The sequence below is a fragment of the Sphingobium sp. MI1205 genome (genome assembly GCF_001563285.1).
Classification (GTDB): Bacteria; Pseudomonadota; Alphaproteobacteria; order Sphingomonadales; family Sphingomonadaceae; genus Sphingobium.
The window spans coordinates 1-14,971 of the sequence record NZ_CP005188.1; the positions used below are offsets into that span (position 1 = coordinate 1).

The window sequence follows — 14,971 nt, forward strand, 5'->3', positions numbered from 1 at the left end:
TTATCCACAGGCTCCACACAGAGATATGCGTCATGTCGCGTATCCACCTGCATCTGCTGTCGGACTCCACCGGCGAAACCCTGGAGAACATCGCCAAGGCGGCCATTGGCGCATTTGAGAATGTCGAGGCAGTAAGGCATTTCTGGCCCATGGTCAGGTCCGATCTTCATCTGGACCGGATCATGGAGGAGATTGCCGCCAATCCGGGACTAGTGCTGTTCACCCTGTCCAATCACCAGTTGCGCCGGCGGCTGGAAACCCGGTGCCGGGCGTTGGGCCTGCCCCATGTCGCGGCGCTGGACAGCGTGACGGACGCGCTGTCCAACATATTGGGGCAGGAAACCCGCAACCGGCCGGGCCGCAAACATATATTGGACGAAGCCTATTTCGCCCGGATCGAGGCGATCCAGTTCACCATCGCCCATGATGACGGCGTGGGTCATGAAAATTGGGAGGAAGCCGACATCGTCCTGGCGGGCGTGTCGCGTGCGTCCAAGACGCCGACGTCCATCTATCTTGCCAATCGCGGGTACAAGACGGCGAACATCCCGCTGGTCGTGCAGTCCCCTCCGCCGCGCAGCCTGTTTGCATTGAAGCATCCGATGGTGGTTGGCCTGACGGTCAGTCCCGAACGGTTGGTGCAGGTCCGCCGAAACCGCCTGCTCTCGCTCAACCAGGCGCCGGAGACCAGCTATGTCAATCCGGACAAGGTGCAGGAGGAGCTGGCCTTTGCCCGGCGCATGTTCGCCGACAATGGCTGGCCGGTGATCGACATGACCCGGCGGTCGATCGAGGAAGCGGCGGCGGCCATCATCAACCTGTTCAACGACCGCGTTCTGGCGGAAGGGAGTGACGCATGATCGTGCTGGCATCGCAAAGCGCGAGCCGCCGTGCGCTGCTGGGCGCGGCGGGCGTGCCGTTCGAGGCGCTGTCGCCGGGCGTGGACGAGGAAGCGGCCAAGGAAGCGTTGCGGGCCGACGGGCTGGACGCGCGGGCGCTGGCCGATGCGCTGGCGGAGTTGAAGGCGCTGCGGGTATCGCGGCGCGTGCCGGGCGGGCTGGTGCTGGGCTGTGACCAGACGCTGAGCCTGGACGATGGGTCGATGGTCGACAAGGCGGTGGATCGGGAGGATGCCGCGCGTATCCTGCGCTTGCTGTCGGGCCGGGTGCATCATCTGCACAGCGCGGCGGTGATTGTGCTGAACGGCGAGCCGATCTGGCGGCATGTCGAACGGGTGCGGATGACGGTGCGGCCGCTGTCGGACGCGTTTATCGACGCCTATCTCGATCAGGATTGGGACCAATGCCAATGGTGCGTCGGATGCTATCGGATCGAGGGGCCGGGCGCGCAGTTGTTCGCGAAGGTCGAGGGTAGCCAGTTTGCGATTCAGGGGCTTCCGTTGCTGCCGCTGCTTGACTTTCTGCGTATCCGGGGCGTTCTGCCAGCATGACCGACAAGCTCCCCTATGCCCCCATCCCCTATGCCGAAGTGATCGGCGATCCGATCGCGCACAGCAAATCGCCGCTGATCCATAATTTCTGGCTCGATTGCCTGGGTATCGAGGCCGAATATCGCAAGACGCATGTGACGAGCGAGGGATTGTCCGCCTATTTCCTTGAGCGGCGCGCTGATCCCGACTGGCTGGGATGCAACGTCACCATACCGCACAAGATCGCGGTGATGGACTATACCGACGATCCGGGCGGCGTGCGCGAGCGGATCGGGGCGATGAACACGATCGCCAGCGAAACCGGCGGGCCATTGATCGGGACCAATACCGATGCGGGCGGTTTCCTGCAGCCGCTGCTGCGCGACAAGTGGAAGGGCGAGAGTGCCGTGCTGGTCGGCGCGGGCGGTGCTGCGCGCGCCATACTCTTTGCCCTTACCAGCCTGGGCGTTCCGGATATCACGGTCATGGTGCGCGACCCGGCCAAGGGGCAGGCGCTGCTCGACCGGGCGAAGGTGAAGGGGCGCGTCATCGGGATGGCAGACCCCCTTCCCGCCGCAGACCTGCTGGTCAACACCAGTTCGCTGGGCATGGTGGGTCAGCCGGTGCTGGACATTGATCTTGCGCCGCTGGCCCAGAATGCGACGGTCTATGACATCGTCTATGCGCCGCTGGAGACCGGATTGCTCAAGGCTGCGGGGGCGCGAGGTTTGAAGGCGCTGGACGGGCTGGAGATGCTGATCGGGCAGGCTGCGCTGGCCTTCGACATATTCTTTGACGCGGAGGCGCCGCGCGACCGGGACGAGGAATTGCGGGCCTTGCTGCTGGCGGCGTGAAGCGATGAAGATCTATGGCCTGACCGGTTCGATCGGCATGGGGAAGTCCGCCGTAGCCGCCATGTTGCAGCGGGAGGGCGTTCCCGTGTTTGACGCGGACGCCGCCGTGCATCGGTTGCAAGGGCCGGGCGGCAGGCTGTTGCCCGCGATCGAGGCGCGCTTTCCGGGCACGACCGGACCCAGGGGCGTCGATCGCCCGAAACTGGGCGCGGCGGTGTTTGCCCACCCGCAGGAGTTGAAGGCGCTGGAGGCGATCGTCCATCCCGCCGTCTGGGAAGAACGGATCGCGTTCCTGCGCCGCCACCGGTCCCGCGCCTTTGTCGTGCTCGATATCCCGCTGCTCTATGAAAAGCATGGCGAGCGCATGCTGGACGGGGTCATCGTCGTGACCGCGCCTGCCTGGAAACAGCGCAAGCGGGTGCTGAGGCGAGAGGGCATGACTCCGGCCAAATTCCGCAGAATCCTGCGCTTGCAGACGCCGGATGCTGAAAAGCGGCGGCGGGCTGACTATATCATCAATAGCGGGACCACTTTCGCCAATACGCGGGCCCAGGTAAGACGCTTGGTCGCTTGCCTTGGCGCGAAGACAGGCCGATAAGAACAAGTCCGGCAGAGTCGGTTGAAGAGGGCAATGCGCGAGATTATTTTCGATACCGAAACAACAGGGTTCGACCCCGCGTCTGGCGACCGGCTGGTGGAGATCGGTTGCATTGAACTTTTCAACCGAGTGCCCACGGGGCGGACATTCCACGCTTACTATAATCCCCAGCGCGCCATGCCCTCCGCCGCCGAGGCGATTCACGGGCTGTCCGACATATTCCTCAAGGACAAACCGCTTTTTTCGGCAGGGGTCGAGGAACTGCTCGACTTTCTGGAGGACAGCCATCTGGTCGCGCATAATGCGCGGTTCGATTTCGGCTTCCTCAACCACGAACTGAAGCTGTGCGGCCGGTCCGAAGTGTCGATGGAACGGATGATCGACACGGTGACGATCGCGCGCCAGCTGCATCCGGGCGCCAAACACAGCCTGGACGCGCTGTGCAGCCGCTATGGCATCGACCGCAGCCACCGCATCAAGCATGGGGCGCTGCTCGACGCCGAACTGCTGGCCCAGCTTTACATCGAACTGACCGGCGGCCGTCAGATCGGCCTTGGTCTTGCACGAGAGGAGGAGAATGACGCCATTCGGGCGGAACTTGCGGCTGGTATCGCGGTTCGCCCTGTTCGTCCCGCGCGGCTTTTCACTGCCAGCGCGGCAGAGCTGGAACGGCATGCAGCGTTCGTCGCGACGCTGGAAAAGCCGCTCTGGCTGGAAGAGGCCTGAAGGCGGGGACGATGTCCTGCCCTTCATGCTTCACGCCAACCGGACTGCTTCCCGCAGCCCGGCAAGAACAAGGAGAAGGCATATGGATATTCGTGTTTCCGGACATCAGGTCGATACGGGCGACGCGCTCAAGGAGCATGTGTGGGCCCGGCTGGAGGCGATGGCCGAGAAATATTTCGCTCGCACGATTTCCGCCCAGGTCACATTCCGGCCTGCGCCCCATGGGGCTTTCCATTGCGATATCGTCTGTCATGTCATGACCGGCCTGATCCTGAAGGGAGCGGGCGAGGCGCAGGAAGCGCATCCCGCCTTCGACCAGGCGGCGGAAAAGATCGAGCGGCAGTTGCGACGCTACATGCGCCGCCTGAAGGACCGCCATTCGCAGGCAGCGGCTGCAGAGGCACAGCGCGCCAATGGCTATGACCTCAACGGGATGGATGGGGCGGGCTACACCATCTTCGCGTCGTCGCCGGAGGAGGAGGAACCGGCCGATGCGCCCCTGATCGTCGCTGAAACGCGGGTCGATATTCCCGAAGCCAGCGTGTCGGACGCGGTGATGATGCTGGACCTGCGCAACACCAATGCGCTGCTGTTCCTGAATGCCGGGACATCCGCGTACAATATGGTCTATCGCCGTCATGACGGGACGATCGGCTGGGTGGAACCACGCGGCTGACAGGGTACTGACACAGGCTACGGCCCCAGGGTGCCAGTTGACCTAGAGCAGCAGGCAGCCTATGGGGCCGGGCTTTATTCCCCGGCGACGCGCGATTTTTTGGGGCATGGCGCGCCTCGGCTGTTCCAGGTTGGTCATGGTTCATTTCAACGATATTGTTGCGCCCGGCGCGCTCGCAACGGGCCTTTCAGTCAATGGCAAGAAGCCTCTTTTCCAGAAGATCGCCCAACTGGCTGCGGCTGCTTATCGCCTCGACGCGGACGTGGTGTCGGAAGCGCTGTTCGAACGGGAACGGCTGGGTTCGACCGGATTTGGCGGCGGGGTTGCCATACCCCATGCCAAGATACCCGGCCTGGAACGGATGAGCGGAGTCGTGGTCCTGCTAGATCCGCCGATCATGTTCGATGCAGTGGACGAAGCGCCGGTGGATATCGTCTTCGGGCTGTTGTCGCCGGTCGATAGCGGTGCGGAGCATCTCAAGACATTGGCCCGCGTGTCCCGCTATCTGCGCGATGACGCTAATGTCGCCCGGTTGCGGGGCGCAAATTCGACCGAGGCGCTGCATGCGCTGCTGGCCGGTGGCGAATCGCGTGACGCAGCCTGAGACGCCGTCTTCGCCCAGCGGCGAGGCGGCGCATTTCCGGGCGCTCGAAAACCTGTACCGGTCTGCGCCGATCAACCGGCTTTTCCGTTCCGAGTTGACGATTCCCGAGGCGGGCCGTTCGATCATCGAATTCGATGTGGGGGAGGAACAGTTCCATGCCGCTGGTGCGGTGCATGGAACCGTTTATTTCAAGATGATGGACGACGCTGCCTTTTATGCGGCGAACAGCCTGGTGAGTGACCGGTTTTTGCTGACCACGGCCTTCAATTTGCTGTTCACGCGACCGATCGGCCCCGGCCGAATCCGCGCCGAGGGCCGGTGGATCAGCGGCAAGCGGCGGGTATTCGTCGCCGAAGCAAGCCTGATCGACATGGAAGGCGAAGAGGTTGGCCGGGGCACCGGCACTTTCATGCGATCACAATTCCCCCTGTCTTCCCTGCCCGGTTATGCCGGTTGACCGGCTGACCAGCGCGATGCTGGTCGGCGTCCTGATCCGGCGGACTGCAGCAGCCGGGGGCTTTGCCACGGTGCTGGCGAAAGGCGATGAAATCAGCGGGGTCATATTGATCGAAGCGGCCGAGAGAGGCGAGCGAAAGGGCCTGTATGAGCGGGTTTCGACCCTCTCTGGCGGCTATGAGCTGCTGCGCTGCGGACCATCGCCAGAGGAGGGGGCGGAGTCGCTGGCGCAATATATTGCGCGCAGACGACGATCGGACCCCGATCTGTGGATAGTCGAACTCGATATCGTGGATGCGGAACGGTTCGCCGCTGAAACGATCTGTTAATCTGTCCTAAAGATTGACTCTGTGTTCGCGCGCGGGCACTGGCCCCCCCACGCTTAACGCGCAGGTTGCCAAATTCGCCCGTGGGGGGCGGGGGAGGTAAACACGCAGACGGGGGGCGGCCAGACGTCGTTTGTGAATTTGGGGTTTTTTAACCCGACGTCCCCGGCCAAGAACCGCACGTTTTTGAGTTATAATGAGTCTTCGTTTGAAGGCCGCGATCACAGCGGCATTTGCTCTGTCCGCCACTGCGGCGGTTACTGCGGCCGATATGTCGAGCGCCAGCGAGGCTGCTCCTTCGGTCGTTACCCTTTCGGGTAATCAAGAGCCTGACCAGGTTCCGGCGGTCGCCAAGCCCGCTGTTGTTTTCGCCGCTCCGCGCGAAGTCGCGCAGCCGCTGGTTTCTTCCGACAGCGCCGATGTACGTGCTGATAATCTTTCCGCCCTTGTTAGCGCCCATGGTGATGCTGAAACGCTCGAAGGCGATATGCGGTGCCTTGCCGGTGCGGTTTATTTCGAATCGAAGGGTGAGAGCCTGGAGGGCCAGCTTGCCGTCGCCCGCGTCATCATCAATCGTGCGAAGTCGGGGCGTTTCGCCAACAGCCTTTGCGGCGTGGTCTATCAGCCGGGTCAGTTCAGCTTCGTGCGTGGGGGCAGCATGCCAACGATTCGCATGGGCAGCGAAAGCTGGCGCCGCGCGGTGGCAATCGCGCAGATCGCCATGAAGGACGCCTGGGACAGCCAAGCCGAAGGCGCTTTGTTCTTCCACGCTCGCCGCGTTTCGCCCAGCTGGGGCAAGCGCCAGCTCGCCGCGATCGACAATCATATCTTCTATCGCTGATCCTCGGGTCGCACCTATCAGGACAGCGGGCCGGTTCAGATAATCCTGAACCGGCCTTTTCTTTTGTTCCCCACCTGTTCTATCATGGGGGATGATGCACAGTTCCTCTCCATCCGCCGCGGAAGGCTGTTCGCCCCTGACCGATGGCACTGCGCTGGCGGTGGCTCGTGGCACGTTGCGGCTGTTCTTTCGCCATGACATGAGCGGCATATTGGAAGTGCCGCTGCCAAATGGCCGCCGGGCCGACATCATGGCGCTCGACAGTGCGGGGCGCATCACGATTGTCGAGATCAAGTGCAGTCGCGCGGACCTGCTCGGCGACATGAAATGGCCGGACTATCTGGACTATTGCGACCGCTTCTTCTGGGCCGTTCCATCGGGATTCGACCTGTCGCTGTTCGACAGCGAAGCGTTATGGCCAGCGCGGACGGGGTTGATCGTCGCCGACCAATATGATGCCGAATTGCTGCGTCCGGCACCGGTCGAACCGCTGGCGGCGGCGCGGCGCAAGGCGGAGACCCTGCGCTTTGCCCGGCGCGCGGCGCGGCGGCTGACGGCGCTGGCCGACCCGGATCATGCAGCTGAACTGGGCTGGTGACGGCGCGCTGATCCAGCGCCCCGCCCCACGCCAGTGCGTTTTCTAGAAAACCGGGCCTTGCACCGGACCTGAGGGAGCGGGCTTGCTTTTCGCTGCGGTCACGGCTTCGACCAGACCGGGCGTGCGGGATTCCCGTTGCGCATAGTCGCGCGCGGACATGCCGGCGATGGTGTCGCGCTTGTCGGCATTGGCGCCTTGCCCGATCAGCAGGCGCGTCAGGCCTACGTCACGCAGCTGCACCGCGCGGATCAGCGGCGTTTCGCCACTGCCGTTCGCCTTGTCGATCTGCGCACCGCCAGCCAGCAACGTGCGCACCCCATCCTCGAACCGCGCCTGCACGGCATTCATGAGGGGGGTGTTGCCCCGGTTGTCCGCCAGGTCGGGATTTGCGCCCTTGGCCAGGAGGAAGGACAGCCATGTATTGTCGCGGCGGGCGATGACGATGTGCAGGGCGGTTTCCCCGCTGGTGACATCCCGGCTGTTGATGACGGTCGATCCGGGCTTCTGGACGAGGTCGGTGACCTTTTGCCCATCGGCGTCCTTCACCGCCTTCAGGAAATTATAGCCGTCGGAAAATTGCGCCTGCGCCGCAACCGGAGTCAGCAGCGCGAGCGCCATGGCAGCGGCGCGGCCCGCGCCCATCCAAGTCGGAAAACCTCTTGTCATCGTCGATAAGCCCCGTTGGCATTTGCAAAATCGCCCATAGCAGGGCATGGCTGGCCACGCCATGAACAAAGCGCTCCGCTCCGTCATCCTGCCGTTCACCGCCCTGCTGGTCGCCTGCAATATGGGTGCGGGCGACAACGCATCAAGCGATGCCCAGAACGCGCCCGGCGACCTGGCAGGCGCGCGGATCGGCGCGTCCTTCACCCTGACGAACCAGGATGGGGAAAAGGTGGCGTGGGACGATTTCAAGGGAAAGTACCGGCTGGTCTATTTCGGCTACAGCTACTGCCCCGATGTCTGCCCGGTCGACCTGCAACGCATCATGCAGGCGTTCACGCAGTTCGAGAAGGCTGACGCGGGACGCGCGGCGAAGGTGCAGCCGATCTTCATCACCGTCGATCCAGAGCGGGATACGCCAGCGGTGCTGAAGACCTATGTCGCCGCTTTCCACCCGCGCCTGATCGGGCTGACCGGGTCGCCCGACGAGATTGCGAAGGTGGCCAAGGATTTCGTCGTCATCTTCAACAGGGAGAAGGCGCAAGGAAGCAGCGATTATCTGGTCAGCCACAGCCGCACGCCCTATCTGTTCGGACCGGACGGACAGCCGGTCGCGCTGGTGCCCGTGGATGATCCGGGAACGGCGGACCAGGACGAGGGCGCGCCGGACAAGGTACTCGCCTTCCTTGAAAAATGGGTCAAGTGACGCTTGGACTTCTGGGAAAAGCCACTCGACAAGCTGGACCGCGCTGAGTGGGAAGCGCTGTGCGATGGCTGCGGCAAATGCTGCCTGCACAAGGCGGAAGATGAGGATACGGGACGTATCTATCCGACCAACGTCGCCTGCCGCCTGCTCGACCGGCATAGCGGCCAATGCACCAACTATAAGAAACGGCGCAGCTTTGTGCCCGATTGCGTGCGCCTGACGCCGCAGAAGGTGAAGACGATTAGCTGGCTTCCGCGCACCTGCGCCTATCGGCTGCGGGGGGAGGGCAAGCCGCTGCCGTCATGGCATTATCTGATCAGCGGCGATCGGGAAGCGGTGCACCGGGCGAAGGAATCGGTGCGCGGCTGGACCATTGCGGAAGCGGATGCGGGCGATTGGGAACATCATCTTGTCGACCGGGAACTCTGAAAACGTCATCGTCATAGACGGCGTTGCCGTTCCGGTGCGGGTGCGCCGTTCACCGGGGGCGAAGGCCTATCGGCTGTCGATGGATCATACGCGCAGGGAATTGCGGCTGTCGCTGCCTGCAAAGGCGAACCTCAATCGTGCGCTGGGATGGGCGCAGGGGCATGAAGGGTGGGTGCGATCGCAGATGGCCGCCCAGCCCGCGCTGGTGATGCTGGGCGACGGCGCGCTTTTCCCGCTGGAGGGACGCGAGGTGCAGCTGTGCTGGATGGCTGGCGCACCCCGCGCGATCCGGCTGGACGGTGACCGGATGGTGCTGGGCGGCCCACCCGAGTCCGTCGGACCGCGCGTGCTGCGCTGGCTGAAGGCGCGGGCCAGGGCCGTGCTGGAAACGGAAAGTCACGCCATGGCGCGCGACAATGGGCTGGAAGTGGCGTCGGTGGGCATAGGCGATCCGCGCAGCCGCTGGGCCAGTTGCGCGTCGAGCGGTGCGATCCGCTATAGCTGGCGGCTGATCCTGTGTCCGCCACATATCCGGCGCGCGACGGTGGCGCATGAACTAGCCCATCTGCTGCATATGGATCACAGCCCGGCCTTTCACGCGGCCCATGCCCGGATATTGGGGGAGGATCCCCGGCCGGCGCGGGCGTGGCTGCGCGAACATGGTGCGGCCCTGCACCGCTATATCGTCTAGGCGGTATCGACATTCAGCCCCGGCGGCCTGCAAACGGCGATTTCCCTCGCTTCCGATGCTCACGTACTTCTAGTATGCTGCGCTTCGGGTCGCGGAAAACCACCGTTTTCGGCTCGCCAGCATCTGAATGTCGATACCGCCTAATATCGCACGAGCGTCGGGCGTTCAGGCCGCGCAATCATGAGCTGCGTCCTGGCGATGGGCGAGGCCACAGGTGCGGCAGATGACATGGTTGCCGGGTGCGAGACCGTGGCCCACGGCGACCCGCTCGTCAAAGACGTAGCAATCGCCCTGCCAACGGCTCTGGTCTTCCGGCATTTCCTCCAGATAGCGCAGGATGCCGCCGCGCAGATGATAGACGTCGTCAAAGCCGCGCGAGCGCACCAGCGCCGTCGATTTTTCGCAACGGATGCCACCGGTACAGAACATCGCGATGCGGGGTTTGCGCCCTTCATCACGCAAGTGGGCGGCGAAATCGTCGAACCAGGCCGGAAAGTCGCGGAAGGAGCGGGTGCCGGGGTCAATCGCGCCTTCGAAGCTGCCGACTGACACTTCGTACGCGTTGCGGGTGTCGATCACGATCGTGTCGGGATCGGCGATCAGGGCGTTCCATTCGGCCGGGTCGAGATGGCGGCCTGCCTGCGTCGCGGGATCAAGCTCTCCCGCGCCCAGCGTCACGATCTCCGGCTTTACCTTCACCTTCATGCGAGCGAAGGGCGCCTCCGAGGCGGTTGCATATTTGACGTCGAGATCGGCGCAGCCCGGCAGGGCGCGGATATGATCGATAAGGGTGGCGATGGCCCGATCGCTGCCAGCCACAGTGCCGTTGATGCCTTCCTTCGCCAGGATCAGCGTCCCGCAGGTGCCGAGTTGAACGCAGAGTTCGCGCAAGCGCGCGGCAATGCCCTCCGGGTCGGCGAATGCGGCGAAGCGATAGAGCGCGGCGATGGTGAAGGGCGGGGCCATGCCGCGCCCCATAGCGGCTTCACCGCCCTCTTGAAAGGCCGCGCCCGAGCGCGCATAGGCGGGACATGGTTCCCTTTTCGTTCGCGGGTCACGAGTTTCTGGCATTGCCGGAAGCGGCGCTGTTCTGGCCCGCCCGGTCGGCGCTGCTGGTTGCCGACCTGCATTTTGAGAAGGCAAGCTGGTTCGGCCGTTTCGGCCAGTTCCTGCCGCCGCATGACAGCCAGGCGACGCTGGACATGATCGAGACGCTGGTGCGGCGGACGGGCGCGCGATCCGTCTGGTCGCTGGGCGACAGTTTCCACGACGCCGATGGGGCGGCGCGGCTGCCCACAGGGGCGCGTGAAAGGCTGTCGGCGCTGACGGCGCGGCTGGACTGGATCTGGATCACGGGCAATCATGATGCGGGTATGGCGCAGATGCCGGGCGGGCGGCGCATGGCGGAGGCGGAGGTCGATGGCGTCTGGTTGCGGCATGAAGCCGATCCGGCGGACCCCCGGCCAGAGATTTCGGGGCATTTCCATCCCAAGTTGCGCCTGTCGCTGCGTGGCCGTCATGTGTCACGCCGCTGCTTCGTCGGGTCATCCTCCAAACTGATTCTGCCTGCTCTGGGAGCGCTGACCGGGGGGCTGGATGCGGGACATGGGGAGATTCGGCGCGTGGTTGGGCCCGGCGCGATGGCGATGGTCCCTGTAGCCGACAGGATGCTGCGTTTTCCGCTGAATTAAGCCGACGCTAGGGAAACGCGACATTAAACTGTTGCTGCTAAATCACAGGGGGTTGGAATCGGTCAGCCGTTGGTGCGCAAAGGCTTGGAAAGGCTGGGTTCGCTTGCCTTTGGCTGTCTGTGCCAGCATAATCGCACTCCGAAAGTTGATGTGGGAAAACCACGCGCTGCAGGAGAGGAAAGGGTCCAATGAGTAAGAAAAATCTTTGGCTGTTGTCCGCTGGCGTGGTCGCGCTGGCTGGTTCCATCTCCCATGTTCAGGCGCAGGAAACCGCTGTGCAGGACGTCGCGGACGGCGAAAATGTCATCATCGTCACCGCGACGCGCCGCGCTAGTCCGCTGTCGGACGTGCCGATCGCGGTTTCGGCGGTGACCGCCCAGGCGATGCAGAATAGTGGTGCCAGCGACATCCGCACCTTGAACCAGCTTGCGCCGTCCCTGCTGGTATCGTCGACCGGATCGGAGGCGAATGCTTCGGCGCGCATACGCGGCATCGGCACGGTGGGTGACAATCCGGGGCTGGAAAGCTCCGTTGCCGTGTTCATCGACGGGGTCTATCGCTCGCGCACGGGCGCGGGGCTCAACGAACTGGGCGAGATCGAGCGGGTCGAAGTGCTGCGCGGGCCGCAGGGCACGCTGTTCGGCCGCAATGCGTCGGCGGGCCTTATCAACGTCGTCAGCAAGGCGCCCGAGTTCGATCTGGGGGGCAAGGCCGAGATCACTTACGGCAATTATGATTATTGGCGGCTGGCGGGGCGGATTACCGGCCCGGTCAGCGACAAGCTGGCGCTCAGCCTGGACGGCGTATGGTCAAAGCGCGACGGCTTTTTCGACCTGGTCGATGCTAGCGGCGACAAGGTTGGGGAAACCAACGACCGCGATCGCTATTTCGTGCGCGGACAGGCTCTGTTCGAACCCAATGATGCGCTGTCGATCCGGCTGATCGGCGATTATACCAATCGCGACGAAAGCTGTTGCGGCGCGGCCTATATCGAAACGCGCGAGCGGCTGCCGGTCGCGGGCGGCGGGTACAGCACCGCGCCCTTCAATCGCATCGCGGCGATTCTTGCCGGGCAAGGCAGCGTTTTCCCGACCGATCCCTATGACCGCAACCTGACCATCACGCCGGGGCGCGACTATGTCAGCAAGGTCAAGGATTGGGGCATTTCCGGTGAGGTGAATTACGACCTTGGCGGGACGAAGCTGACCAGCATCACCGCCTATCGCGATTACAAGAGCCAGGATTATGGTGATTACGACTATAGCGGCGCGGACCTGCTGTATCGCGATCCCAACACCTATCGGCAGTTCCGCACCTTCACGCAGGAGCTGCGCGCGCAGGGTTCGGCGTTCAATGAGGTGCTCGACTGGCTGGTCGGCGGTTATTATGCGCATGAGAAGCTGACGCTGGAGGACAATATCGTCTTTGGCGCGGACTATGGCCGTTTCGCCGCCTGCCGACTGATGGCGGGGGCAGGGGCGAACAGCAACCTTACCGCGCAGCAGTTGGCGGCATGCGGCAGCGGACTGGCGACGCAGGCGCTGATTATGGGGACGCAGGCGCAGTTGAATGCCGGTCTGGTCAATGCCGGGGTTCCCGCGTTGCAGGCCGCAGCGATTTCGACCGGGCTGGGCAATGGGCTCAGCGCGCTGGCGGCCATTCCGGCCGGATCGGGCGACGTTTCTTCCGTCTATCGTCAGAAGAGCGAGAATTGGGCGCTCTTTACCCACAATATCATTCACATCACCAAGCAGGTCGATCTGACGCTGGGGCTGCGCTACACGCATGAAAGCAAGCGGTTTTCCGCTGACTTCAATAATAATAATGCGACCTGCGCGGCGTTGCAGGCATCGAGCCTGCCGACGCTGGCCACCAACCCGGTGCTGGGCAGCGCGGCGGCGCTGGCAGGCGGTATCCTGACGCTCGGGTGCCTCGGCAACAGTTCGACCGGCCTCAACGCGCTCGATCTGAACGACCGGATAAGCGACGGGGAGTTGTCCGGCACGGCGGTCCTTTCGTGGAAGCCGGTGGACGAACTGCTGGTCTATGGCAGCTATTCAAAGGGCTATAAGGCGGGGGGCTATAATCTCGACCGTTTCCAGCTGGGATCGACCGGGCTGAACCCGGTTCCGGCGGTCTTTTCGCCGCGAAGCAATGGCGATGTGACCAGCCTGCGCTTTGCCGCGGAAAAGGTCGATGCGTTCGAGATCGGCCTGAAATATACCCAGCCCAAATGGAGCGCCAACATCGCGGCGTTCCGGCAGGAGTTCAAGAATTTCCAGTTGAACACCTTCAACGGCACCAGCTTCGTCGTGCAGAACATCAATGGCTGTGACGGCGCGTTGTCGGCAAGCCGGACCTGCGCCAGCGACGATGTCGGGCCGGGGCTGATCAGTCAGGGCGTGGAACTGGAACTGGCGGCGACGCCGGCGCGCAATGTCCGCGTGGCGGGCGGGTTTACCTATGCACGGGCGAAGTTCGCCAACCGGCTGGTCGGCAGCAGCAGCGGCGCGGTGCCGCTGGATCCGGCGCTGTTCCTGTTGCCCGGGTCGATCAATTCGCAGGCGCCCGAAGTGGTGACGACCGTCAGCGCATCCTGGACGCCGGAGCTGGGCACCGGCGGGCTGTCGGCGCTGTTCTACATCGACGGGCGCATGACCAGCGACTTCAACACCGGGTCGGACCTGTTCCCCGAAAAGCGGCAGGACGGCTTTGCCGTGTTCAACGCGCGGGTCGGCATTCGCGGGCCGCAGCAGCGCTGGGCGGTGGAATTCTGGGGCCAGAATATCTTCAATCAGGATTATACGCAGGTCGCCTTCAGCAGCCCCCTGCAATCGAGCAGCCCGGCAACATCGACGACCGGCCAGTTCGCGCTGGGCGCGCCGATGGCGAACCAGCTGATCTCCGCCTATCTGGCCGAACCGCGGACATACGGTATTACGTTGCGCGGGAGTTTCTGATCATGCCCCGCCCGCTTGCTGGAAGCGAGCGGGCGGGCACTGGCCGTTCCCCAAAAAGGGCGGTGCCCACGCGGATATCGGTCGCGCCCAGCATGATCGCCGTTTCGAAATCGCCCGACATGCCCATGGACAGGCGGTCGACGCCTTCTTCGCGGGCGATCTTTGCCAGCAGCGCGAAATAAGGGGCTGGCTCCACATCGGCTGGGGGCACGCACATCAGGCCCGCGACGGGAATGTCGGCGTCGCGCGCGGCGCGCAGCAGGGCCGGGGTGTCAGCGATGGCGCAGCCACCCTTTTGTTCCTCCGCGCCGATATTGACCTGAATGAAGCAGGGGAGGCGCTTTCCCGCCGCATCCATCGCCTTGGCCAGCGCGGTGAGCAGGGACGGGCGGTCGAGCGAGTGGATGACGTCGAACAATGCAACGGCGTCTGCCGCCTTGTTCGATTGCAGCTGGCCGACGAGATGCAGCATGATCTCGGGCGTTTTGGCGCGCAATTCGGGCCATTTGCCCTGCGCTTCCTGAACCCGGTTTTCGCCGAACACCCGTTGCCCGGCGGCGATCAGCGGGCGGATCGCGGCGGCGTCCTGCGTTTTCGAGACGGCGATCAGGTTGATGTCGCTGGCTGTGCGGCCGGTCAGGCGCGCGGCGCGCCCCATGGTTTCGCGCACGGCGTTCAGGCGCTCTGCGGCTTCGATGCTTTCGGTCGTCATGGCGGCTGCTA

At 63.8% G+C, this 14,971-nt stretch carries 19 protein-coding genes; 16 read left to right on the forward strand and 3 right to left on the reverse strand.

Going from position 1 to position 14,971, the window contains the following annotated elements; genetic code table 11:
- The first annotated feature begins 32 nt into the window (after positions 1-32).
- The 11 genes from K663_RS00005 (at position 33) to K663_RS00055 (ending at position 7,108) form a co-directional block, all read left to right on the forward strand.
- Entirely contained in the window at positions 33-860 is an 828-nt protein-coding gene (locus K663_RS00005) for a pyruvate, water dikinase regulatory protein (RefSeq protein ID WP_062112520.1), read from the forward strand.
- Positions 857-1,450: a Maf family protein gene (locus K663_RS00010; RefSeq protein WP_062112523.1), complete on the forward strand. Its 594-nt coding sequence runs from the start codon at positions 857-859 to the stop codon at positions 1,448-1,450. Before K663_RS00005 ends, K663_RS00010 begins: the two co-directional genes overlap by 4 nt.
- A complete protein-coding gene (locus K663_RS00015; RefSeq protein WP_062112526.1) occupies positions 1,447-2,283 on the forward strand; it encodes a shikimate dehydrogenase family protein in 837 nt (278 codons plus the stop codon). Before K663_RS00010 ends, K663_RS00015 begins: the two co-directional genes overlap by 4 nt.
- A gap of 4 nt (positions 2,284-2,287) precedes the next feature.
- Complete coding sequence (gene coaE, locus K663_RS00020) at positions 2,288-2,881, forward strand: dephospho-CoA kinase (RefSeq protein WP_062112529.1); 594 nt, start codon at positions 2,288-2,290, stop codon at positions 2,879-2,881.
- Between the two features lie 33 nt (positions 2,882-2,914).
- A complete protein-coding gene (dnaQ, locus tag K663_RS00025) occupies positions 2,915-3,607 on the forward strand; it encodes a DNA polymerase III subunit epsilon (protein ID WP_062112532.1) in 693 nt (230 codons plus the stop codon).
- Between the two features lie 82 nt (positions 3,608-3,689).
- On the forward strand, positions 3,690-4,283 hold the full coding sequence (gene hpf / locus K663_RS00030) for a ribosome hibernation-promoting factor, HPF/YfiA family (protein WP_062112536.1): 594 nt from the start codon (positions 3,690-3,692) through the stop codon (positions 4,281-4,283).
- A 136-nt stretch (positions 4,284-4,419) separates the two neighbouring features.
- Entirely contained in the window at positions 4,420-4,887 is a 468-nt protein-coding gene (locus K663_RS00035; protein ID WP_062120018.1) for a PTS sugar transporter subunit IIA, read from the forward strand.
- The gene (locus K663_RS00040) at positions 4,847-5,344 is read left to right on the forward strand and encodes a PaaI family thioesterase (RefSeq protein WP_062112540.1); all 498 of its coding nucleotides are present in this window, start codon (positions 4,847-4,849) and stop codon (positions 5,342-5,344) included. Before K663_RS00035 ends, K663_RS00040 begins: the two co-directional genes overlap by 41 nt.
- On the forward strand, positions 5,334-5,672 hold the full coding sequence (locus K663_RS00045) for a DUF1491 family protein (RefSeq protein ID WP_201026652.1): 339 nt from the start codon (positions 5,334-5,336) through the stop codon (positions 5,670-5,672). The genes K663_RS00040 and K663_RS00045 overlap by 11 nt, the downstream gene beginning before the upstream one ends.
- 193 nt (positions 5,673-5,865) lie before the next feature.
- A complete protein-coding gene (locus K663_RS00050) occupies positions 5,866-6,510 on the forward strand; it encodes a cell wall hydrolase (protein ID WP_062112543.1) in 645 nt (214 codons plus the stop codon).
- A gap of 91 nt (positions 6,511-6,601) precedes the next feature.
- Positions 6,602-7,108: an MmcB family DNA repair protein gene (locus K663_RS00055; protein WP_062112545.1), complete on the forward strand. Its 507-nt coding sequence runs from the start codon at positions 6,602-6,604 to the stop codon at positions 7,106-7,108.
- 42 nt (positions 7,109-7,150) lie between these two features.
- Here K663_RS00055 and K663_RS00060 read toward each other — a convergent pair whose 3' ends face one another.
- Positions 7,151-7,774 carry an ankyrin repeat domain-containing protein gene (locus tag K663_RS00060; RefSeq protein ID WP_235589470.1) on the reverse strand — a complete coding sequence of 208 codons (624 nt, stop codon included), beginning with the start codon at positions 7,772-7,774 and terminating at the stop codon, positions 7,151-7,153.
- Positions 7,775-7,820: 46 nt separating this feature from the next.
- Between K663_RS00060 and K663_RS00065 the strand changes: the two genes are divergently transcribed.
- The 3 genes from K663_RS00065 to K663_RS00075 are packed head-to-tail and all read left to right on the forward strand — an operon-like array spanning position 7,821 to position 9,597.
- Positions 7,821-8,477: an SCO family protein gene (locus K663_RS00065; RefSeq protein WP_201026653.1), complete on the forward strand. Its 657-nt coding sequence runs from the start codon at positions 7,821-7,823 to the stop codon at positions 8,475-8,477.
- Between the two features lie 3 nt (positions 8,478-8,480).
- Positions 8,481-8,906, forward strand: coding sequence for a YcgN family cysteine cluster protein (locus K663_RS00070; RefSeq protein ID WP_062112549.1), 426 nt, complete (start codon positions 8,481-8,483; stop codon positions 8,904-8,906).
- Positions 8,887-9,597 (forward strand): M48 family metallopeptidase, encoded by a 711-nt coding sequence (locus tag K663_RS00075; protein ID WP_062120028.1) that lies wholly within the window; start codon positions 8,887-8,889, stop codon positions 9,595-9,597. Before K663_RS00070 ends, K663_RS00075 begins: the two co-directional genes overlap by 20 nt.
- Before the next feature lie 165 nt (positions 9,598-9,762).
- Here K663_RS00075 and trhO read toward each other — a convergent pair whose 3' ends face one another.
- The gene (gene trhO / locus K663_RS00080; RefSeq protein WP_145902186.1) at positions 9,763-10,563 is read right to left on the reverse strand and encodes an oxygen-dependent tRNA uridine(34) hydroxylase TrhO; all 801 of its coding nucleotides are present in this window, start codon (positions 10,561-10,563) and stop codon (positions 9,763-9,765) included.
- Positions 10,564-10,628: 65 nt separating this feature from the next.
- Between trhO and pdeM the strand changes: the two genes are divergently transcribed.
- Positions 10,629-11,288: a ligase-associated DNA damage response endonuclease PdeM gene (pdeM, locus tag K663_RS00085; RefSeq protein ID WP_062112555.1), complete on the forward strand. Its 660-nt coding sequence runs from the start codon at positions 10,629-10,631 to the stop codon at positions 11,286-11,288.
- A 188-nt stretch (positions 11,289-11,476) separates the two neighbouring features.
- Positions 11,477-14,248 carry a TonB-dependent receptor gene (locus tag K663_RS00090; RefSeq protein WP_062112558.1) on the forward strand — a complete coding sequence of 924 codons (2,772 nt, stop codon included), beginning with the start codon at positions 11,477-11,479 and terminating at the stop codon, positions 14,246-14,248.
- On the opposite strand, the gene K663_RS00095 is transcribed toward K663_RS00090, so the two are convergent.
- Entirely contained in the window at positions 14,226-14,960 is a 735-nt protein-coding gene (locus tag K663_RS00095; RefSeq protein WP_062112562.1) for a YggS family pyridoxal phosphate-dependent enzyme, read from the reverse strand. The genes K663_RS00090 and K663_RS00095 overlap by 23 nt on opposite strands.
- Positions 14,961-14,971 lie beyond the last annotated feature (11 nt).